This window comes from Streptomyces sp. NPDC041068 (assembly GCF_040647455.1).
Lineage (GTDB): Bacteria > Actinomycetota > Actinomycetes > Streptomycetales > Streptomycetaceae > Streptomyces.
On record NZ_JBEZCG010000016.1, the window covers coordinates 72,289 to 86,357 of the forward strand.

Below are 14,069 nucleotides of genomic sequence, written 5' to 3' on the forward strand. Positions count from 1 at the left end.
CGAGGTGACACCTGATGCCTGAGCAGTGCCGTGAGGAACGGCTGGCTGCCGCGTTCGTCGAACTGGCCGACACCCTGGTCGGCGACTTCGACGTGATCCACTTCCTCTACACGCTCACCGAGCACTGTGTCACCTTGTTCGACATCGCCGCCGCCGGCGTCGTGCTGGCCACCCCACGCGGCGAGTTGCTGGATGCCACAGCGTCCGACGAGCGCACCCGTGCCATGGAACTGGCCAGCATCGAGTGGGACGAGGGCCCCTGCCACGACTGCTACCGCACCGGACGTGCCCTCTACGACATCCCGCTGGACCACCCGCGCGCCCGCGCCCAATGGCCCCGCGTCTCGCGGCGCGCCCGTGAGCTCGGCTTCACCTCGGTCTCGTGTGCGCCCTTGCGGCTGCGTGACGAGGTCATCGGCGCCCTCAACCTGTTCCGGGACCGGCCCGGGTCACTGGCCCCCGGCGATCTGCGGCTCGCGCAGGCCCTGGCCGATACCGCCGCCATCGGCATCCTCCAGCAGCGCGCCGTGCACGAGAGGGGCACCGTCGCCGCTCAGCTGCAGATCGCCCTCAACTCCCGCATCATCATCGAACAGGCCAAAGGCGCCCTGGCCGACCGCCGCGGGATCAGCGTGGACGAGGCGTTCGACCAACTGCGCCGCTCCGCCCGCCACCACGGGAGACTGCTGGCCGACGTGGCCCGCGAGGTCATGGCCACCGGCACCGACCCCACACCGATCGATCCCTTGCCTCCACGCGGCGCGCGCCCCGTGTGAACGAAGCGCAGCCACGTGCCGTCTGCACACACTGCCGGTGGCCGGCATTCCGTTGTGGGATGGCAGGAGCCCCACCACCTCGGCGCGGCGCCCGGACCTCCGCCCGCGCCGAGGCCGCCGTCTGCCCATCCAGCCTCCCGGATCCGGGCAGCGGCCGTCTGGTCCTGCGGCGGAGACGTCTGCCGCGGGGCCAGGGGAGGCGATTGCCCGGTACCCCCAGCCCTCAGCCCTCAGCCTCCCGCCCCCAGCCCTTCCGCCTTCCACCTTCTGCCTTCTGCCTTCGGGCAGGAGGGGGGGCTTCTCTGTATTCGGGGACTCAGTCGGTGCCGATGGTGCAGGTCATCATCACGTAACCGTGCATGCCGCGATACCGCATCTCGGTCCAGTAGGTGTCAGTCTTGCCGCAGGCGGTGTACTTCCCACCGTCCTCGTTGGCGATGAAGCAGGCACTCGCCCCCTTGGGGAAGAGACCGATGGAGGCGGCGGAGCGCTTGGGCTTGGTGCGGATCTTCACGCTCTCCTTCGCCTTGAACTTGAACCCCCAGCTCTCGCGGCACCCGTCGCGCTTGACCTGCACGCCGTCACTCTTGGCTGGAGCCGCGACGGCCGGTACGGCGGTGGCGCCGGTCAGAGCGACCCCCATCAGTACCGCTGCGGTCACGCCACGTCCCGCCAACTTCCGCAATTTCATTCGTCGTTCCCCGTGGTGGTCGAAAATGATCTGTACATGATCACTCTCGCACACCCCCTTCCGCCTTGGGCGGGAGGGGCCTTTCGCTATGCCTGATTGCGCGCAATCGAGGCGGGGGGGTGGGGGGGGAGGCATCTCGTCCACAACGACCCGCGGCACGGGCCGGGGGCCGTAGGCGAACCGGTGCCGGGTGAGAGGGCGGCAGCCTGTATGCCGCGCAGGACGGCCACTCGCGATCGGCGCTTCACACCCGTGTGACCGGAATGCATTCATGTGCCCTGTACGCACACTCCCGCCGCGCCGTCTTCCGGTGTGAGATGGCGACGGCGCGTTGACCAGACCCCACCGCGCCGAAACCGCTGCCCTTCCTCGGATTTCCCCACCCGGGCGGCGGGCCGGGCCGTCTCACGGGCGCCTCCTCTGTGACGGCCCGGCACCCCTTACGTGGCCGATCGGTGATCAGTCCAGGAAGGGCGAGCAGCGCCAGGGCGCCTTCCGAGGCCAGTGGGTCATCGGGACTGCTCGAAGTCGTGCATGGGGCCGTAGGACAGGACGCCTGGTTCACCCCCGGCAGGATTCGAACCTGGGACACCCGCTTTAGGAGCGGGACGGAATCCATGATCGGTGGTGTTTGCCCCTGCCGCGTGGTGCTGTTCCTCCTGGCCGGCGCCGCGCGGCAGGGTCGTCGATCCCGCCGCGGACGAACCGTGTTGCGTCGTCCGCTCACGCGTCGCTCACGCAATGCGAGAGTCGGTGGGGTGCACGGGGTGGCTTTGCGGGATCCCAGGAGAGCTTTGACGGTTCGTCGTCAGGACGCGCTTGACGTGTCGGCGTAAGTCTCAGGGGGATGCTTGTCGGCCTCTGGGGTCTTCGCGCTCGGTGCGGCCGGTCGTGGAGCCGCGCTCGAAGGGGCAGGCCATGAGCGAGCGAACGTGCCTGTCGGCCAGGCTGCGTGGTTCAGCGTTGGCACAGACCCGCCGCCACGGTCTCCTCAAGGTGCTTCACGGCTTCGCCGGTCTTCGGTTCAAGGTTCATCGTGACGCTGGCGGCACGGCCGTCGTCGGTGGCCCCGGCCCAGGTCCCGAAGCCGGGGATGCCGCCGCTGTGGCCCCAGAAGGCGCACTTGTCCGACTGCTGAACACGCATGATCCCCAGTCCCATGGTGTAGCGGGAGTTCCCCTTCTGCATGGGGATGGTGGTGCGCAGCTGCTTGCGCTGGGCCTTCTTGAGGAGAGGGTTGCCGTCGTCCTTGAGCAGCGCGGAGAAGAAGCGGTTGAGGTCGGAGTTGGTGGAGACGATCGCGCCTGCCGCCCAGGCCGCGGAGGGGTCGATCTCGGTGACGTTGCGCGCGGGTGCGCCCGTGGGCTCCGGGCGGTAGCCCTGGGGGTGGCGTTCCCGGATGGCCGTCTCGCCGGGGGCAGGGAAGTAGGTGTGGCGCAGCCCCAGCTTCTGGATGACGCGCTTGTCGATCTGTTGGGCGAGGGGCCGTCCGGTGACCCGCTCCACGATCAGGCCGGCCACCAGGTAGTTGGTGTTGCTGTACGACCACTTCTTGCCGGGTTTGAAGACGGCCTTGTGCTTGAGGGCGATGTCGAGGGCGTCGCGGGGGGAGAGGTAGCGGCGCTCCAGGATGTCGCTGGTGACGTCGTCCTCGAAGTCGGGAAGTCCGCTGGTGTGGTTGAGGAGCCGGCGCACCGTGATGAGGTTCCCGTCGATCCCCTTCCCCCGGACGAGTCCCGGCAGGTACGCGTCGACCGGCTCGTCGAGGCTGATCCTGCCCTCACCGACCAGTTGCAGCACGACCGCCGCGGTGAACGTCTTGGTGACGCTGCCGATCCGCACCTGGGCGTTGCGGGGCATCTTCGTGTGCGTGTCCCGGTCTCCCACCCCCGCGGTGTAGGTGTGGAACCTCCCCTTGCCGTCCAGCACACTCGCCAGCGCGCCGGGTGCGTGATCCGAGTGCACCAGCGTCTCAAGACCCTGGCGCACGGGGTCCGGCCGGGCGGCGCTCGCGGGGGATGCCACACCGGCGGTGACGGCGGTGGCCAGGGCAAGGGTGGTCAGGGCGAGACGTTTACGCATCGGGGTTCCTCCAGAGCGGGGGTGACGGGCCTTAGCGGCGAGATCAACTCTGCTGGAGGCACCCACCGTCACCCATCAGGGATGACCCTGACCAGCCCCTCGGCCTTCCCGGGAGTCCGCTCCCAGAGTCTCCCTGGGAGCGGACTCCCGGTCCGCCTCACCTCACTCGTCCTGGCGGCACTTCACAGCCGTGGCGCCGGACGCTCTCCCTGCTTGCCCTTGCCGGCCGCTCCGCAGAACTCCGTGTCGACCACGTCGCCCCTCGCGCTCCAGTCGCCGTTGGCGTTGTACGTGAGGGTGTGACGGCCGTCCGGAGTGGTCACGGTCTCCGTGATGGAGCCGGGGGTTCCACCGCTGTGGCTCCACAGCTTCGCGTGGCAGCTCGTCCTGACGCTGTACAGCCCGAGGCCGTAGCCGGAGTAGGCGGGGTCGTCGGGCGTGGGCACCGTCGTCTGCATGTCGGCGAGTTGCTTCTCGGGCAGCAGCTTGCCGCGCATCAGGGCGCTGAAGAACCGGTTGAGGTCGCCGGTCGTGGAGATGCCTTCGCCTGCCGCCCAGGCCCAGGACACGTTGTTCTCGGTGACGTCGTGGATCCTCGTCGCGGCGGGGTCCTTGCTCAGCTTCGAGTACGCCCGGCTGCTCGGCTTCGGCAGGAAGGGATCGACGCCCGGGATGCGGGTGGCCCGCAGGCCGAGCGGGTTGATGACGCGCTTACGGATCTCGTGCCGGTAGCTGTTGCCGCTGACCTTCTCGATGATCAACCCGGCCAGGATGTAACCGGTGTTGGAGTACGAGTGCCTGGTGCCGGGCGCGAAGTCCGGCTTGTGCGACAGTGCCACCCGTATCAGTTCCCGCGGCGTGTGGGTGTCGTAGCGGTGTGTGGGGAAGCCCTCCAGCAGAACGTCGTGCGCGAACTTCGGGTCGCTGGTGTAGTTGAAGAGCCCGCCGGTGTGGTTGAGGAGTTGGCGCACGGTGATCTTGCGGCCGTCGTTGCCGTTGCCTCGTACGAGGCCGGGGAGCCAGCGCTCCACGGTGTCGTCGAGGTCGAGTCTGCCCTCGGCCTCCATCTGCAGCAGCACGGTCGCCACGAACGTCTTGGTGATGCTGCCGATCCGGAACCGGTCGTCGGCGCCGCGCGGCGTGCCCGTCTTCAGGTTGCCGACACCCGAAGTCCCCTGCCAAACCGCGCCCTTGTCCACTGCCGCGGCCGCGATCCCGGGGACCCCGTCGGCCACCATGGCGTCCATCGCACGCTGGGTCGCCGCGTGCCCCTTCCCGGGCTCGGCGTGGGCGGGGAACGTGAACGCGGTAGCGGCCACCGCCGCTGCGGCGAGCCCCACCACCCCGGTGCGCACTCGTCGACGTACTGCCATGACTTGCTCCTTTGCGATTGAGCGTGCCGTGCCGCGGTCGCGGCACTCGCCCGGCCCGTGCGCCCCTCGTGAAGCTCGTGGTGACGCGGTGATCCGTGGTTGCAGGGAGGGACCACGCCCAGACGCACGGGAGTTGACGCGACGGGCGAATTTGTTCGGGAAATGGCCCTCAGTCAGGAGCACGGTCCTGGCTGAGGGCCATCTCCAGGAGCCCACTCCTGGGGGCGGGCTCGTCCTGGGAGCGGATGAACTCCCGGGCCCCTGAGTGGTCCTCTGGATGACAGCCGGTGATCCCCGGCCGTCATCCAGCAGAGGGGTCCTTTCGTGCACGAATACGCACCGCACAGTCGCTTCTCACACTCCCGCCGCGGTCGGCGCTGGGTGGTGGCGCTCATGGCGGCCGGGGTCGTGGCGGCCGGAGGGCTGGCACCGACCGTGGCGTTCGCGGACGGCAGCCCGGACAGCGTCCAGTCGAGCCTGAACGCGCTGGTGAATGACGACGGTCTGCCTGCCGCGCTGGCCAGCGTCAAGGGCCGCGACGGCCGCACCCGCACCTACACCGCCGGTGTCGGTGACCTCGCCACCGGAGCCAAGGTCCCCGTCGACGGCCAAGTACGCGCCGGCAGTAACACCAAGACGTTCACCGCCGTCGTCGTCCTGCAACTCGTCGGCGAAGGCAAGGTCCGCCTCGACGCATCCGTCGAGACCTACCTGCCGGACCTGGTGCGCGGCGACGGCATCGACGGACGCGAGATCACCGTCCGCCAACTGCTCCAGCACACCAGCGGCCTGCCCGAATACCTGGACACGAAGGCCGTCCTCGCTGATCCGACGCGGTACTACGAACCACGCGAACTCCTCGACGCGGCCCTGGCGCAGAAGGCCCACTTCACCCCGGGCACAAGCTGGGAGTACAACAACACCAACTACCTGCTGGCCGGCCTGATCATCCAGAAGGTCACCAAGCGGCCCCTCGCCGAGGAGATCACCAAGCGCGTCATCAACCGCGTCGGCCTGCGCCACACCTACTTCCCCGCCCCTGGGGACATGACCATCCGCGAGGCCCACCCCAAGGGCTACGACCGGGGCGCCGACCAGTCGCTCCGCGACTACACCGAGGTGGACCCCTCCTGGGGCTGGGCGGCGGGCGCGATGGTCTCCACCAACTCCGACCTCAACCGCTTCTTCTCCGCGCTGCTCAAGGACGACGGCAACCCTCTCCTGAAGAAGGCCCAGCGCAAGCAGCTACGCACCACCGTCGCCGCCGACGAGATAAGCCCCGGCGCCCGTTACGGTCTTGGCCTGGTGAGCCGACCGCTGTCGTGCGGCGGCCGGTACTGGGGGCACGGCGGGACCCTTCCCGGCTACTACACCGCCGGGGGAAGCACCAAGGACGGGCGGGCCGCCAACATCGCGGTGACCATGATCCCGAGTGACGCGGCCGGGCAGCACGTGGAAGCCGCGGTGGACGGGGCCCTGTGCCGCTGATCCGCGCCTCGATCCGACGACAGGGCGTCCCCCCCGGGTTCAGCCCACCGAGTTCGCCGACCCGACCTCGACCAGGCCCGACTCGTAGGCAGCTATCACCGCCTGGGCGCGGTCGCGGACGTCCAGCTTGGCGAAGACGCTGGTGATGTGGTTCTTGACCGTGGAGGCGCTGATGCCCATCGCCGACGCGATCTCGGCGTTGTCGAGGCCGGTGGCCAGCAGGTGCCACACCTCGACCTCGCGCGGCGTCAGTTCGCCCACGCCGGGTGCCAGTGACGGCGGCTGCGGACGGCGGGGCGCGGTGACGTAGGCGGAGATCAGCCGGGTGAGCAGGCGGGGGGCCACGGCCGCCTCCCCGGTGCGCACAGTGCGTACGGCCGCCAGCAGCTCCTCCGGCGAGACGTCCTTGGGCAGGAATCCGCAGGCGCCGGCGCGCAGGGCGGCGACCACGTACTCGTCCATGTCGAAGGTGCTCAGCGCCAGGACCCGGCATGCGGGCAGCTCCCGCGCGAGCCGCTCCGTTGCCTGGACCCCGTCGAGAACCGGCATCCGGATGTCCATCACCACGACGTGGGGCCGGTGTTGGTGCGCCAGCTCGACCGCCCGCTGCCCGTCGTCCGCCTCGGCCACCACGTCGAGCGCCGGGTCGGGGGTCAGGATCAGGGCCAGCCCCCGTCGCACGAGCGGCTGGTCGTCCGCGATCAGAACCCTGATCCGTTCCGGGGATGCCGTCATCCGAGCCGCTCCTCTTCGTCGACCGGCGCCGCCGGCAGGGTGGCCGCCACCCGGAAGCCACCGCCGTCGAGACCGCCGGCCACGATGCTGCCGCCGTGCAGCGCGACGCGCTCGCGCATGCCGATCAGACCGTACCCGGTGCGGCCCACCCTCGGTCCGGCCGCACCGGCCGCCCCCGCCAGGGCGCCCGCCAAGGAATCGGCCGACGCGGCAGTGCCGTTGTCGGACACCTCGACGGTGATCCGATCCGGGTGGTACGTCAGCCGCACCCGCGCCTGGGCCCGGCCGGCGTGCTTGCGGGTGTTGGTGAGGGACTCCTGGACGATCCGGAACACCGCCAGGCCGGTGCTCGGTGGCAGCGGGCGCTCCGCCCCGAGGACAGCGAAGTCGACGGGGAGACCGGCCCTCCGGGACTCGTCGACGAGCGGTCCGAGGCTCCCGACACCGGGTTGCGGCGCGGACGGCGCCTCCTCCGGCTCGTCGCCGGCCCGCAGCACCTCGAGCAGGTGGCGCATCTCCCGCAGCGCTATGCGCCCGGAGCCCTCCAGAGAGACCAGAGCGTCGCGCACCACCTCGGTGTCACCCCCGAGGTTGCTCCTGGCACCGCCGGCCATCAGCTGCATGGTGGTGATGTGGTGGGCGACGATGTCGTGCAACTCCCGTGCGATGCGGCGCCGTTCCTGGACCACCGCACGGTCGGCCAGCAGCCTGCGCCGGACCTCCCCCGCGTGCTGCCAGCGCTTCAGAGCCTCGGCCGCGGCGACGACCAGCGCCGCGGCGAGCACGTTGCTCGCCGCGTCCGCGACCGGCGGGGGCAGCGGATACCCCCGGCCCAGCAGCGTCACGCCGGCCGCCACGAGCGCGGTCGGCGCCGCCACCGTGAGGCTGCAGGACCGGGCCACGGCGAACAGCGCCACGGCGAGTGTGCCGTTGAAGTGGTGCGGCATCGGCCCGCTCAGGTTCAGTGCCAGGCCGAGGACCAGCACACCCGCCAGTGACGCCAGCGGGTGGCGGCGCCGGGTGAGCAGCGGCACGGCCGCCAGTACGAGCAGGACCAGCGCGGTCAGGGAGACCGGCCGGCCGTCGCCCGGCCCGCCGACCGTGTAGCCGAGGAGATCGACGACGGCCGCCCCGACAGCCACCAGCCAGTCGCTGACGGTCCAGGGCTCGCCGCCGGCTCCGGATGACAGCGGCAGGCACCGGTGGCGCGTCGACATGCTGATGGTGGTCCCTTCCTCGGCCGGTCGATCCCGGCTTTCGCCGGTCTACTCGCGACCGCCGTCCGGGAGCCGTCCCCCGCGGCGGCCCGCATTCCCGGGAGGAAGCCAGTGCCCGTGGACATTCTCGCAGTGGCGCCCGGCCCCGGACAGGTACCCGGGACCGATCCCTGACCAGGACCCTGGTCCTGGTCAGGGCCATGCGTCGGCCCCAGGTCCTGAAGGCGTTCTCATCCCCGCTGGGACGACAACACCCGGTGTGTCGGCATGCATGACTCACCGCACAGGACGAGCCTGCTCTTTGCGGCGGTTCGTCGAGCCGTACGAGGAGATCGACCTCCCGCCGGTCGGGCTCCACGGCCTCCGCCATGGTGCCGCGACCCTCGCCCACGCGGCCGGGGCCACCCTGAAGGACATCCAGGAGATGCTCGGCCACTCCTCGATCACCATCACAGCCGACACCTGCACGAGTCTGCTGCCCGAGGCGGATCTGGCGATTGCCGAGGCCGCGGCCGGCTCGTACCGCGCGCCCGCACCACCTCCGAGAACACGGCTCCCAAGGCGGAGTCCGAGGCCGACGACGCGGAGAAGCCCGGCCCGGAGGCCGTGCCGAACGATGCTGATCCGTCGGGAGAAATTCGGGAGATCAACTCCCCGTCCGCTCACGCAAACGGCCCCGGACGAGGAGTCCGAGGCCGAGTAGGAGCCCTCCCCGGGGGATAGACCCCAGGCCAGGCAGGTAATGCGTTGTGCCCCCGGCAGGATTCGAACCTGCGACACCCGCTTTAGGAGAGCGGTGCTCTATCCCCTGAGCTACGAAGGCGTGGTGGCGCGGACGGCGTGTACTGCGTCACCGCGGCCAGTGTAGCGGGTGGTCAATTCGGGGTTGGGGGTTGTTCCCCCGTCACTCGTTACTCGACGACCAGGTCCACCTGGATGTTGCCGCGGGTCGCCTTGGAGTAGGGGCAGTACGCGTGGGTCTTCTCCAGGAGGGCCTCGCCCGTGGGGCCCTCCAGGTGGGGCGGGAGTTCCACGCGCATGACCACCGCGAGGCCGAAGCCGCCGTCCGTGTCGTCCTTTCCGATGCTCACCTCCGCCGTCACCGAGACGTCCGAGACGTCCAGCTTCTCCTGGCGCGCGATGTTGCCCATCGCGCTGGCGAAGCACGCCGCGTACCCCGCGGCGAAGAGCTGCTCGGGGTTGGTGCCCTCGCCGTTGCCGCCCAGGGCCGCGGGGAAGGCGAGCGGCAGGTCGATCCGGCCGTCCGAGCTGACGGCGCGGCCCTCGCGGCCGTTCGCGGTGGCTACTGCGGTGTACAGCGCGTCCATGGGGTCCTCGTTTCGGGTTGCCTGCGGTGTCTCCTAGAAGTAGAGCACGCAATTCAATTGTGCACAACTTAGTTGGGTGCCGTTGTAGCCTGAGGGGATGGACGACGAGGACTTCTTGCGGCTCGATCACCAGATCTGCTTCTCGCTGCACGCCGCCACGCGCGCCTTCAACGGCGTCTACCGCACCGCGCTGAAGGACCTGGGACTGACCTATCCCCAGTACCTGGTGATGCTCGTGCTCTGGGAGCACGGCGAGCTCCCCGTCAAGAAGATCGGGGAGCGGCTGCGGCTGGATTCCGGCACCTTGTCGCCGCTGCTCAAGCGGCTGGAGGCGGCCGGTCACGTCGAGCGGCGGCGCAGTGCCGAGGACGAGCGGTCCGTTGCGGTGACGCTCACCGAGAAGGGGCTCGCCCTGCGGGAGCAGGCGCGGGCCGTGCCCCGTGCCATCGCCGAGTCCACCGGTCTTTCCCTGGACGAGGTCCGGGATCTGCGGGCCCGGCTCAATGCCCTGACGGCCGCCTTGGACGGAGCCGAAACGCGGCAAGGGGCCGACGTGCGGCAAGGGGGCGACGTGCGGCAAGGGGCCGGAGGGTGCGTCGGCTGACGCATCCTCCGGCCCCTGTTCTCGGTCGGCTCGACAGTTACGGCTGCTCGCCGAACACCGTCCCCGTCGTCGTGACCACCGCACACTTCCCCGCCGCCCACCGCAGCGCCATCGCGTGGTCGTCGGCCGAGAAGTCCGCCACCGCGTCCGCCACCACGAACGCCTGGATGTCCTGCATCCACGCGTCGCAGGCCGTCATCAGGACGCCGATGTGGGCGTAGACGCCGGTGATGACCAGCTGGTCGCGGCCCTGTTCGCGCAGGCGCTCCAGGAGGTCCGTGCGGACGAAGCCGCTGTACTTCCACTTGGTGAGGACCGTCTCGGCGGGCGCGGGGCCGATCTCGGACGCGATCGCCGCCGCGTCGGCGTCGTCCGGCAGCCCCGGGCCCCAGAAGTCCTGCTGCAGGCCCCGCTCGGCCGGCGTCTGGCCGCCGGGCTGCGCGGTGTGCACGACCGGGACACCGAGGCGGTCGGCCGTCTGCTTCAACTGCTTCACGTGGGCGAGCAGTTCGGGCACGGGGGAGACCGTGCGGTCGTACGCGTTCAGGAAGTAGTTCTGCAGGTCGTGCACGAGGAGCACGGCGCGGGACGGGTCGACCTTCCAGTCGACGCGGTTCGCCGGCAGCGCGTCGGCCGACGGCATGGGGTACGGGGTGATGGCGGGGAGGGCCATGGTCGTGAGCCGTTCCGTTCAGGATTGCGGGAAGGAGAGCGAATTACGGGGCGGGGGAGGGCGCGGGAGTCGATGCCGCCGCCCTCAGGTCCTTCTTGGAGATCTTGCCCACCCCCGTCTGCGGGAAGGCCGCCACGAACTCCACGCGGTCCGGCACCTTGTAGGCGGCGAGACCCCTTTCGCGTACGAACTTCTTGATGGCGACCGGCTTCAGCGGCTCGGCGCCCTCGCGCAGGATGACGTACGCGCACGTCCGCTCGCCCAGATACGGATCGGGCTCGGCGACGACGTTCGCGTCGTGCACGGACGGGTGGGCGAGGAGGTGGTTCTCGACCTCCTCGGCGGCGATCTTCTCGCCGCCCCGGTTGATCTGGTCCTTGGCGCGGCCCTCGACGATCAGATGGCCGGTCTCGGTGAGGCGGACCACGTCACCCGTGCGGTAGAAGCCGTCCGCCGTGAAGGAACGGGCGTTGTGCTCGGGCGCCTTCCAGTAGCCGCGGATCGTGTACGGGCCGCGGGTCAGGAGGTGGCCGGTCTCGCCGACGGGCAGGTCGTTGTCCTCGTCGTCGACGACCCGGATCTCGTCGTCCGGCGAGATCGGACGGCCCTGGGTCGTGACGATCGTCTCCGGATCGTCGTCCAGGCGCGTGTAGTTGACCAGGCCCTCCGCCATGCCGAAGACCTGCTGCAGCGTGCAGCCCAGGGCGGGCTTCACGCGGCGTGCCGCCTCCTCGCTGAACTTCGCGCCGCCGACCAGGAGGACGTCCAGGCTGCTCAGGTCGTACGGCGTCGAGGTCGCGGCATCCGTCCAGAGGAGGGCGAGTGGGGGGACCAGGCCCGTGATGGTGACGCCCTCGGACTCGATGATCGGGAAGGCGGCCTCGGGGCCCGGCCGCGGGCAGAGCACCACGCGGGCGCCCGCGTACAGCGCGCCGAGCGAACCGGGCGAGGAGAGCGGGAAGTTGTGGGCCGCGGGGAGGGCGACCAGGTAGACCGACTTCTCGTCCACGCCGCAGAGCTCGTTCGAGCCGCGCAGGGAGTAGATGTAGTCGTCGTGGGTGCGCGGGATCAGCTTCGGTACGCCCGTGCTGCCGCCGGAGAGCTGGAGGAAGGCGAGGTCACAGGGGGCGGGCGGGTCCGGGATCGACACGGGTTCCGTGGGGACGTCGGACAGTGCCTCGAAGGCGCCCCCGTCGCCGTCGGCCACGAACACGTGCCGCAGCGTGGGGACTTCGGCGACGACCTTGGCCGCGAGGTCGCGGTAGCCGAAGCCGGCGTGCTCGGCGGGGATGACGTACGCGGCGGCCTCGGTGAACTCGCAGAAGTAGCGGATCTCCGTCTCGCGGTGCGCGGGCAGCGCGAAGACCGGGAGCGCGCCGATGCGGAACAGCGCGAAGATCGTCTCGAAGAACTCGGCGATGTTGGGGAGCTGGACGACCACCTTGTCGCCCTTGCCGATGCCGCGGGCGAGGAAGCCGGCGGCCATGCGGTCGGCGCGGAGGTCTAGCTGGCCGTAGGTCAAGCGGAGGTCCCGCGCCGGGTCGACCACCGCGATCCGGTCCGGGTGCTCGGCCGCGCGGTCGCGCAGCATCTGCCCGAAGGTCTCGCCCCGCCACCAGCCCGCCTTGCGATAGCGCTCCGCGAACTCCTCGGGCCACAGGGGCGCGTCCACGTCCACCGTGCTGCTCACAGCTCTGCTCCCACCGCGTTGAGAAACGTACGGAACTTCGCGCCGGTCTCCGCGGTCTCCGCCTCGGGGTCCGAGGCGGAGACGACGCCCGCGCCCGCGAACAGCCGCAGGGACCGCTCCTCGGCCTCCGCGCAGCGGATCGTCACGACCCACTCGCCGTCGCCGCTCGCGTCGCCCCAGCCGATCATGCCGGTGAAGAAGCCGCGGTCGAAGGGCTCCGTCTCGCGGATCACCTCGCGCGCGGTGGCGGTCGGGGTGCCGCAGACCGCGGGGGTCGGGTGCAGGGCGGTGGCCAGTTCGAGGGCGGAGGTGTCAGGGGAGGCGAGGGTGCCGGTGACCGTGGTGGACAGGTGCCACATGGTCGCGGTGCGGATGAGGGTGGGGCGGGCCGGGACGGTCAGGTCCGTGCAGAAACCGGCGAGCGCCTGGTGCACGGCGTCCACCACGACGGCGTGCTCGTGCAGGTCCTTGGCGGACTCCAGGAGCGCGGCGGCGCGGCGCACGTCCTCGGCGAGGTCGTCGCTGCGCGGCGTCGAGCCCGCCAGGGGGTTGGCGACGACCTGGTGGCCGTGGCGCGAGACGAGCAGTTCGGGGCTGGCGCCGATGAGGGTGCGGCCGGGGCCCGTCGGCAGCGCGAAGGTGTAGCCGGAGGGGTCGCGGCGGGCCAGGCGCTGGAGCATCGCGGGGACGTCCAGCGGGGCGGGCGCGGTGAGTTCGAGGGTGCGGGCGAGGACGACCTTGCTGAAGTCGCCGCGCCACATGCGGTCCACGGCCGCGGCCACGCCCGCGCCGTACTCCTCGGGGGCGGGCACCGGGCGGATACGCCAGTCGGTGGCGTCCGGGGTGTCGGCGGGCAGCGCGATGAGCGGGTCCGCGGTCAGTGGGGGAGCCGAGGTCAGGGTCTCGGGGACGGCAAGGGCGGCCGGTGCGGTGTGGTCGAAGGGGACCGCGCCGACCACGCACGGGGCGGCGACGCCCGAGCGGCGCGCGGCGGCCAGGGTGGCCGCGACGCGTTGCGGCAGGGGCCGTTCGTCGTGCGGGACCTCGGAGTGGACGCCCTCGGCCAGCAGGGTGCGGGTCGGCGTCGCGAGGAAGCGTTCGCCTGGGGTGTAGGCGCCGAGCAGCGCGGTGGCTGCCCCTACGGCGGGGTGGGCCTGCTCGGCCGTCGTGACGTGTGTGGCGACCTCGGGTGCCGTCGACACGGGGGGCTCCAATTCTCGCGGCGGGGTGCGGGGGCGGTGCGGGGGCGGGTGGGGGTGCGTCGTGGTGCGGGTGCGTGTGTTGGGTGCGGGTTCGTCGGGGTTTTTTGCGCAGTTCCCCGCGCCCCTTTGGGTGGTTGCTGTGCGTGTGTTGGTGCGGGGGCGTTGTGGTTTTTTGCGCAGTTCCCCGCGCCCCTTTCGGGGTGGTTGCTG

12 protein-coding genes and 1 tRNA gene are annotated in these 14,069 nt (G+C 70.8%); 3 read left to right on the top strand and 10 right to left on the bottom strand.

The features are described from left to right. Positions 1–14 precede the first annotated feature (14 nt). The gene (locus AB0B50_RS32455; RefSeq protein ID WP_362339382.1) at positions 15–776 is read left to right on the top strand and encodes a GAF and ANTAR domain-containing protein; all 762 of its coding nucleotides are present in this window, start codon (positions 15–17) and stop codon (positions 774–776) included. Between the two features lie 316 nt (positions 777–1,092). On the opposite strand, the gene AB0B50_RS32460 is transcribed toward AB0B50_RS32455, so the two are convergent. The 3 genes from AB0B50_RS32460 to AB0B50_RS32470 all read right to left on the bottom strand — a co-directional run bounded on the left by AB0B50_RS32460 (position 1,093) and on the right by AB0B50_RS32470 (position 4,922). Then, positions 1,093–1,437 (bottom strand): hypothetical protein, encoded by a 345-nt coding sequence (locus AB0B50_RS32460; RefSeq protein ID WP_362339383.1) that lies wholly within the window; start codon positions 1,435–1,437, stop codon positions 1,093–1,095. 987 nt (positions 1,438–2,424) lie between these two features. Next, positions 2,425–3,549, bottom strand: a complete 1,125-nt coding sequence (locus AB0B50_RS32465) for a serine hydrolase domain-containing protein (RefSeq protein WP_362339384.1) — start codon at positions 3,547–3,549, stop codon at positions 2,425–2,427. Positions 3,550–3,731: 182 nt separating this feature from the next. Beyond that, on the bottom strand, positions 3,732–4,922 hold the full coding sequence (locus AB0B50_RS32470; RefSeq protein WP_362339385.1) for a serine hydrolase domain-containing protein: 1,191 nt from the start codon (positions 4,920–4,922) through the stop codon (positions 3,732–3,734). 393 nt (positions 4,923–5,315) lie between these two features. Here AB0B50_RS32470 and AB0B50_RS32475 point away from each other — a divergent pair, with 393 nt between their 5' ends. Continuing rightward, positions 5,316–6,410 carry a serine hydrolase domain-containing protein gene (locus tag AB0B50_RS32475; RefSeq protein WP_362339386.1) on the top strand — a complete coding sequence of 365 codons (1,095 nt, stop codon included), beginning with the start codon at positions 5,316–5,318 and terminating at the stop codon, positions 6,408–6,410. A 39-nt stretch (positions 6,411–6,449) separates the two neighbouring features. Here AB0B50_RS32475 and AB0B50_RS32480 read toward each other — a convergent pair whose 3' ends face one another. The 4 genes from AB0B50_RS32480 to AB0B50_RS32495 all read right to left on the bottom strand — a co-directional run bounded on the left by AB0B50_RS32480 (position 6,450) and on the right by AB0B50_RS32495 (position 9,690). Next, a complete protein-coding gene (locus AB0B50_RS32480; RefSeq protein ID WP_362339387.1) occupies positions 6,450–7,145 on the bottom strand; it encodes a response regulator transcription factor in 696 nt (231 codons plus the stop codon). Next, positions 7,142–8,362, bottom strand: coding sequence for a histidine kinase (locus tag AB0B50_RS32485; RefSeq protein WP_362339388.1), 1,221 nt, complete (start codon positions 8,360–8,362; stop codon positions 7,142–7,144). Before AB0B50_RS32485 ends, AB0B50_RS32480 begins: the two co-directional genes overlap by 4 nt. A 750-nt stretch (positions 8,363–9,112) precedes the next feature. Next, positions 9,113–9,185: transfer RNA gene (locus tag AB0B50_RS32490), tRNA-Arg, on the bottom strand. A gap of 88 nt (positions 9,186–9,273) precedes the next feature. Continuing rightward, entirely contained in the window at positions 9,274–9,690 is a 417-nt protein-coding gene (locus AB0B50_RS32495) for an organic hydroperoxide resistance protein (RefSeq protein WP_362339389.1), read from the bottom strand. A gap of 97 nt (positions 9,691–9,787) precedes the next feature. Between AB0B50_RS32495 and AB0B50_RS32500 the strand changes: the two genes are divergently transcribed. Then, positions 9,788–10,294 carry a MarR family transcriptional regulator gene (locus AB0B50_RS32500; RefSeq protein ID WP_362339390.1) on the top strand — a complete coding sequence of 169 codons (507 nt, stop codon included), beginning with the start codon at positions 9,788–9,790 and terminating at the stop codon, positions 10,292–10,294. Positions 10,295–10,331: 37 nt separating this feature from the next. On the opposite strand, the gene AB0B50_RS32505 is transcribed toward AB0B50_RS32500, so the two are convergent. From AB0B50_RS32505 to dhbC, 3 genes are read right to left on the bottom strand one after another with little or no spacing between them, the layout of a single operon-like run. Further along, on the bottom strand, positions 10,332–10,967 hold the full coding sequence (locus tag AB0B50_RS32505) for an isochorismatase family protein (protein WP_362339391.1): 636 nt from the start codon (positions 10,965–10,967) through the stop codon (positions 10,332–10,334). A 43-nt stretch (positions 10,968–11,010) separates the two neighbouring features. Further along, a complete protein-coding gene (locus AB0B50_RS32510; RefSeq protein ID WP_362339535.1) occupies positions 11,011–12,645 on the bottom strand; it encodes a (2,3-dihydroxybenzoyl)adenylate synthase in 1,635 nt (544 codons plus the stop codon). An 8-nt stretch (positions 12,646–12,653) separates the two neighbouring features. Continuing rightward, complete coding sequence (dhbC, locus tag AB0B50_RS32515; RefSeq protein ID WP_362339392.1) at positions 12,654–13,859, bottom strand: isochorismate synthase DhbC; 1,206 nt, start codon at positions 13,857–13,859, stop codon at positions 12,654–12,656. Positions 13,860–14,069 lie beyond the last annotated feature (210 nt).

What these genes read in the sequence shown, in the direction of transcription:
- AB0B50_RS32505 (WP_362339391.1), bottom strand. Translation starts at nt 10,967, where the DNA reads ATGGCCCTCCCCGCCATCACCCCGTACCCCATGCCGTCGGCCGACGCG.
- AB0B50_RS32470 (WP_362339385.1), bottom strand. Translation starts at nt 4,922, where the DNA reads ATGGCAGTACGTCGACGAGTGCGCACCGGGGTGGTGGGGCTCGCCGCA.
- AB0B50_RS32455 (WP_362339382.1), top strand. Translation starts at nt 15, where the DNA reads ATGCCTGAGCAGTGCCGTGAGGAACGGCTGGCTGCCGCGTTCGTCGAA.
- AB0B50_RS32465 (WP_362339384.1), bottom strand. Translation starts at nt 3,549, where the DNA reads ATGCGTAAACGTCTCGCCCTGACCACCCTTGCCCTGGCCACCGCCGTC.
- AB0B50_RS32485 (WP_362339388.1), bottom strand. Translation starts at nt 8,362, where the DNA reads ATGTCGACGCGCCACCGGTGCCTGCCGCTGTCATCCGGAGCCGGCGGC.
- AB0B50_RS32480 (WP_362339387.1), bottom strand. Translation starts at nt 7,145, where the DNA reads ATGACGGCATCCCCGGAACGGATCAGGGTTCTGATCGCGGACGACCAG.
- AB0B50_RS32500 (WP_362339390.1), top strand. Translation starts at nt 9,788, where the DNA reads ATGGACGACGAGGACTTCTTGCGGCTCGATCACCAGATCTGCTTCTCG.
- AB0B50_RS32495 (WP_362339389.1), bottom strand. Translation starts at nt 9,690, where the DNA reads ATGGACGCGCTGTACACCGCAGTAGCCACCGCGAACGGCCGCGAGGGC.
- AB0B50_RS32475 (WP_362339386.1), top strand. Translation starts at nt 5,316, where the DNA reads ATGGCGGCCGGGGTCGTGGCGGCCGGAGGGCTGGCACCGACCGTGGCG.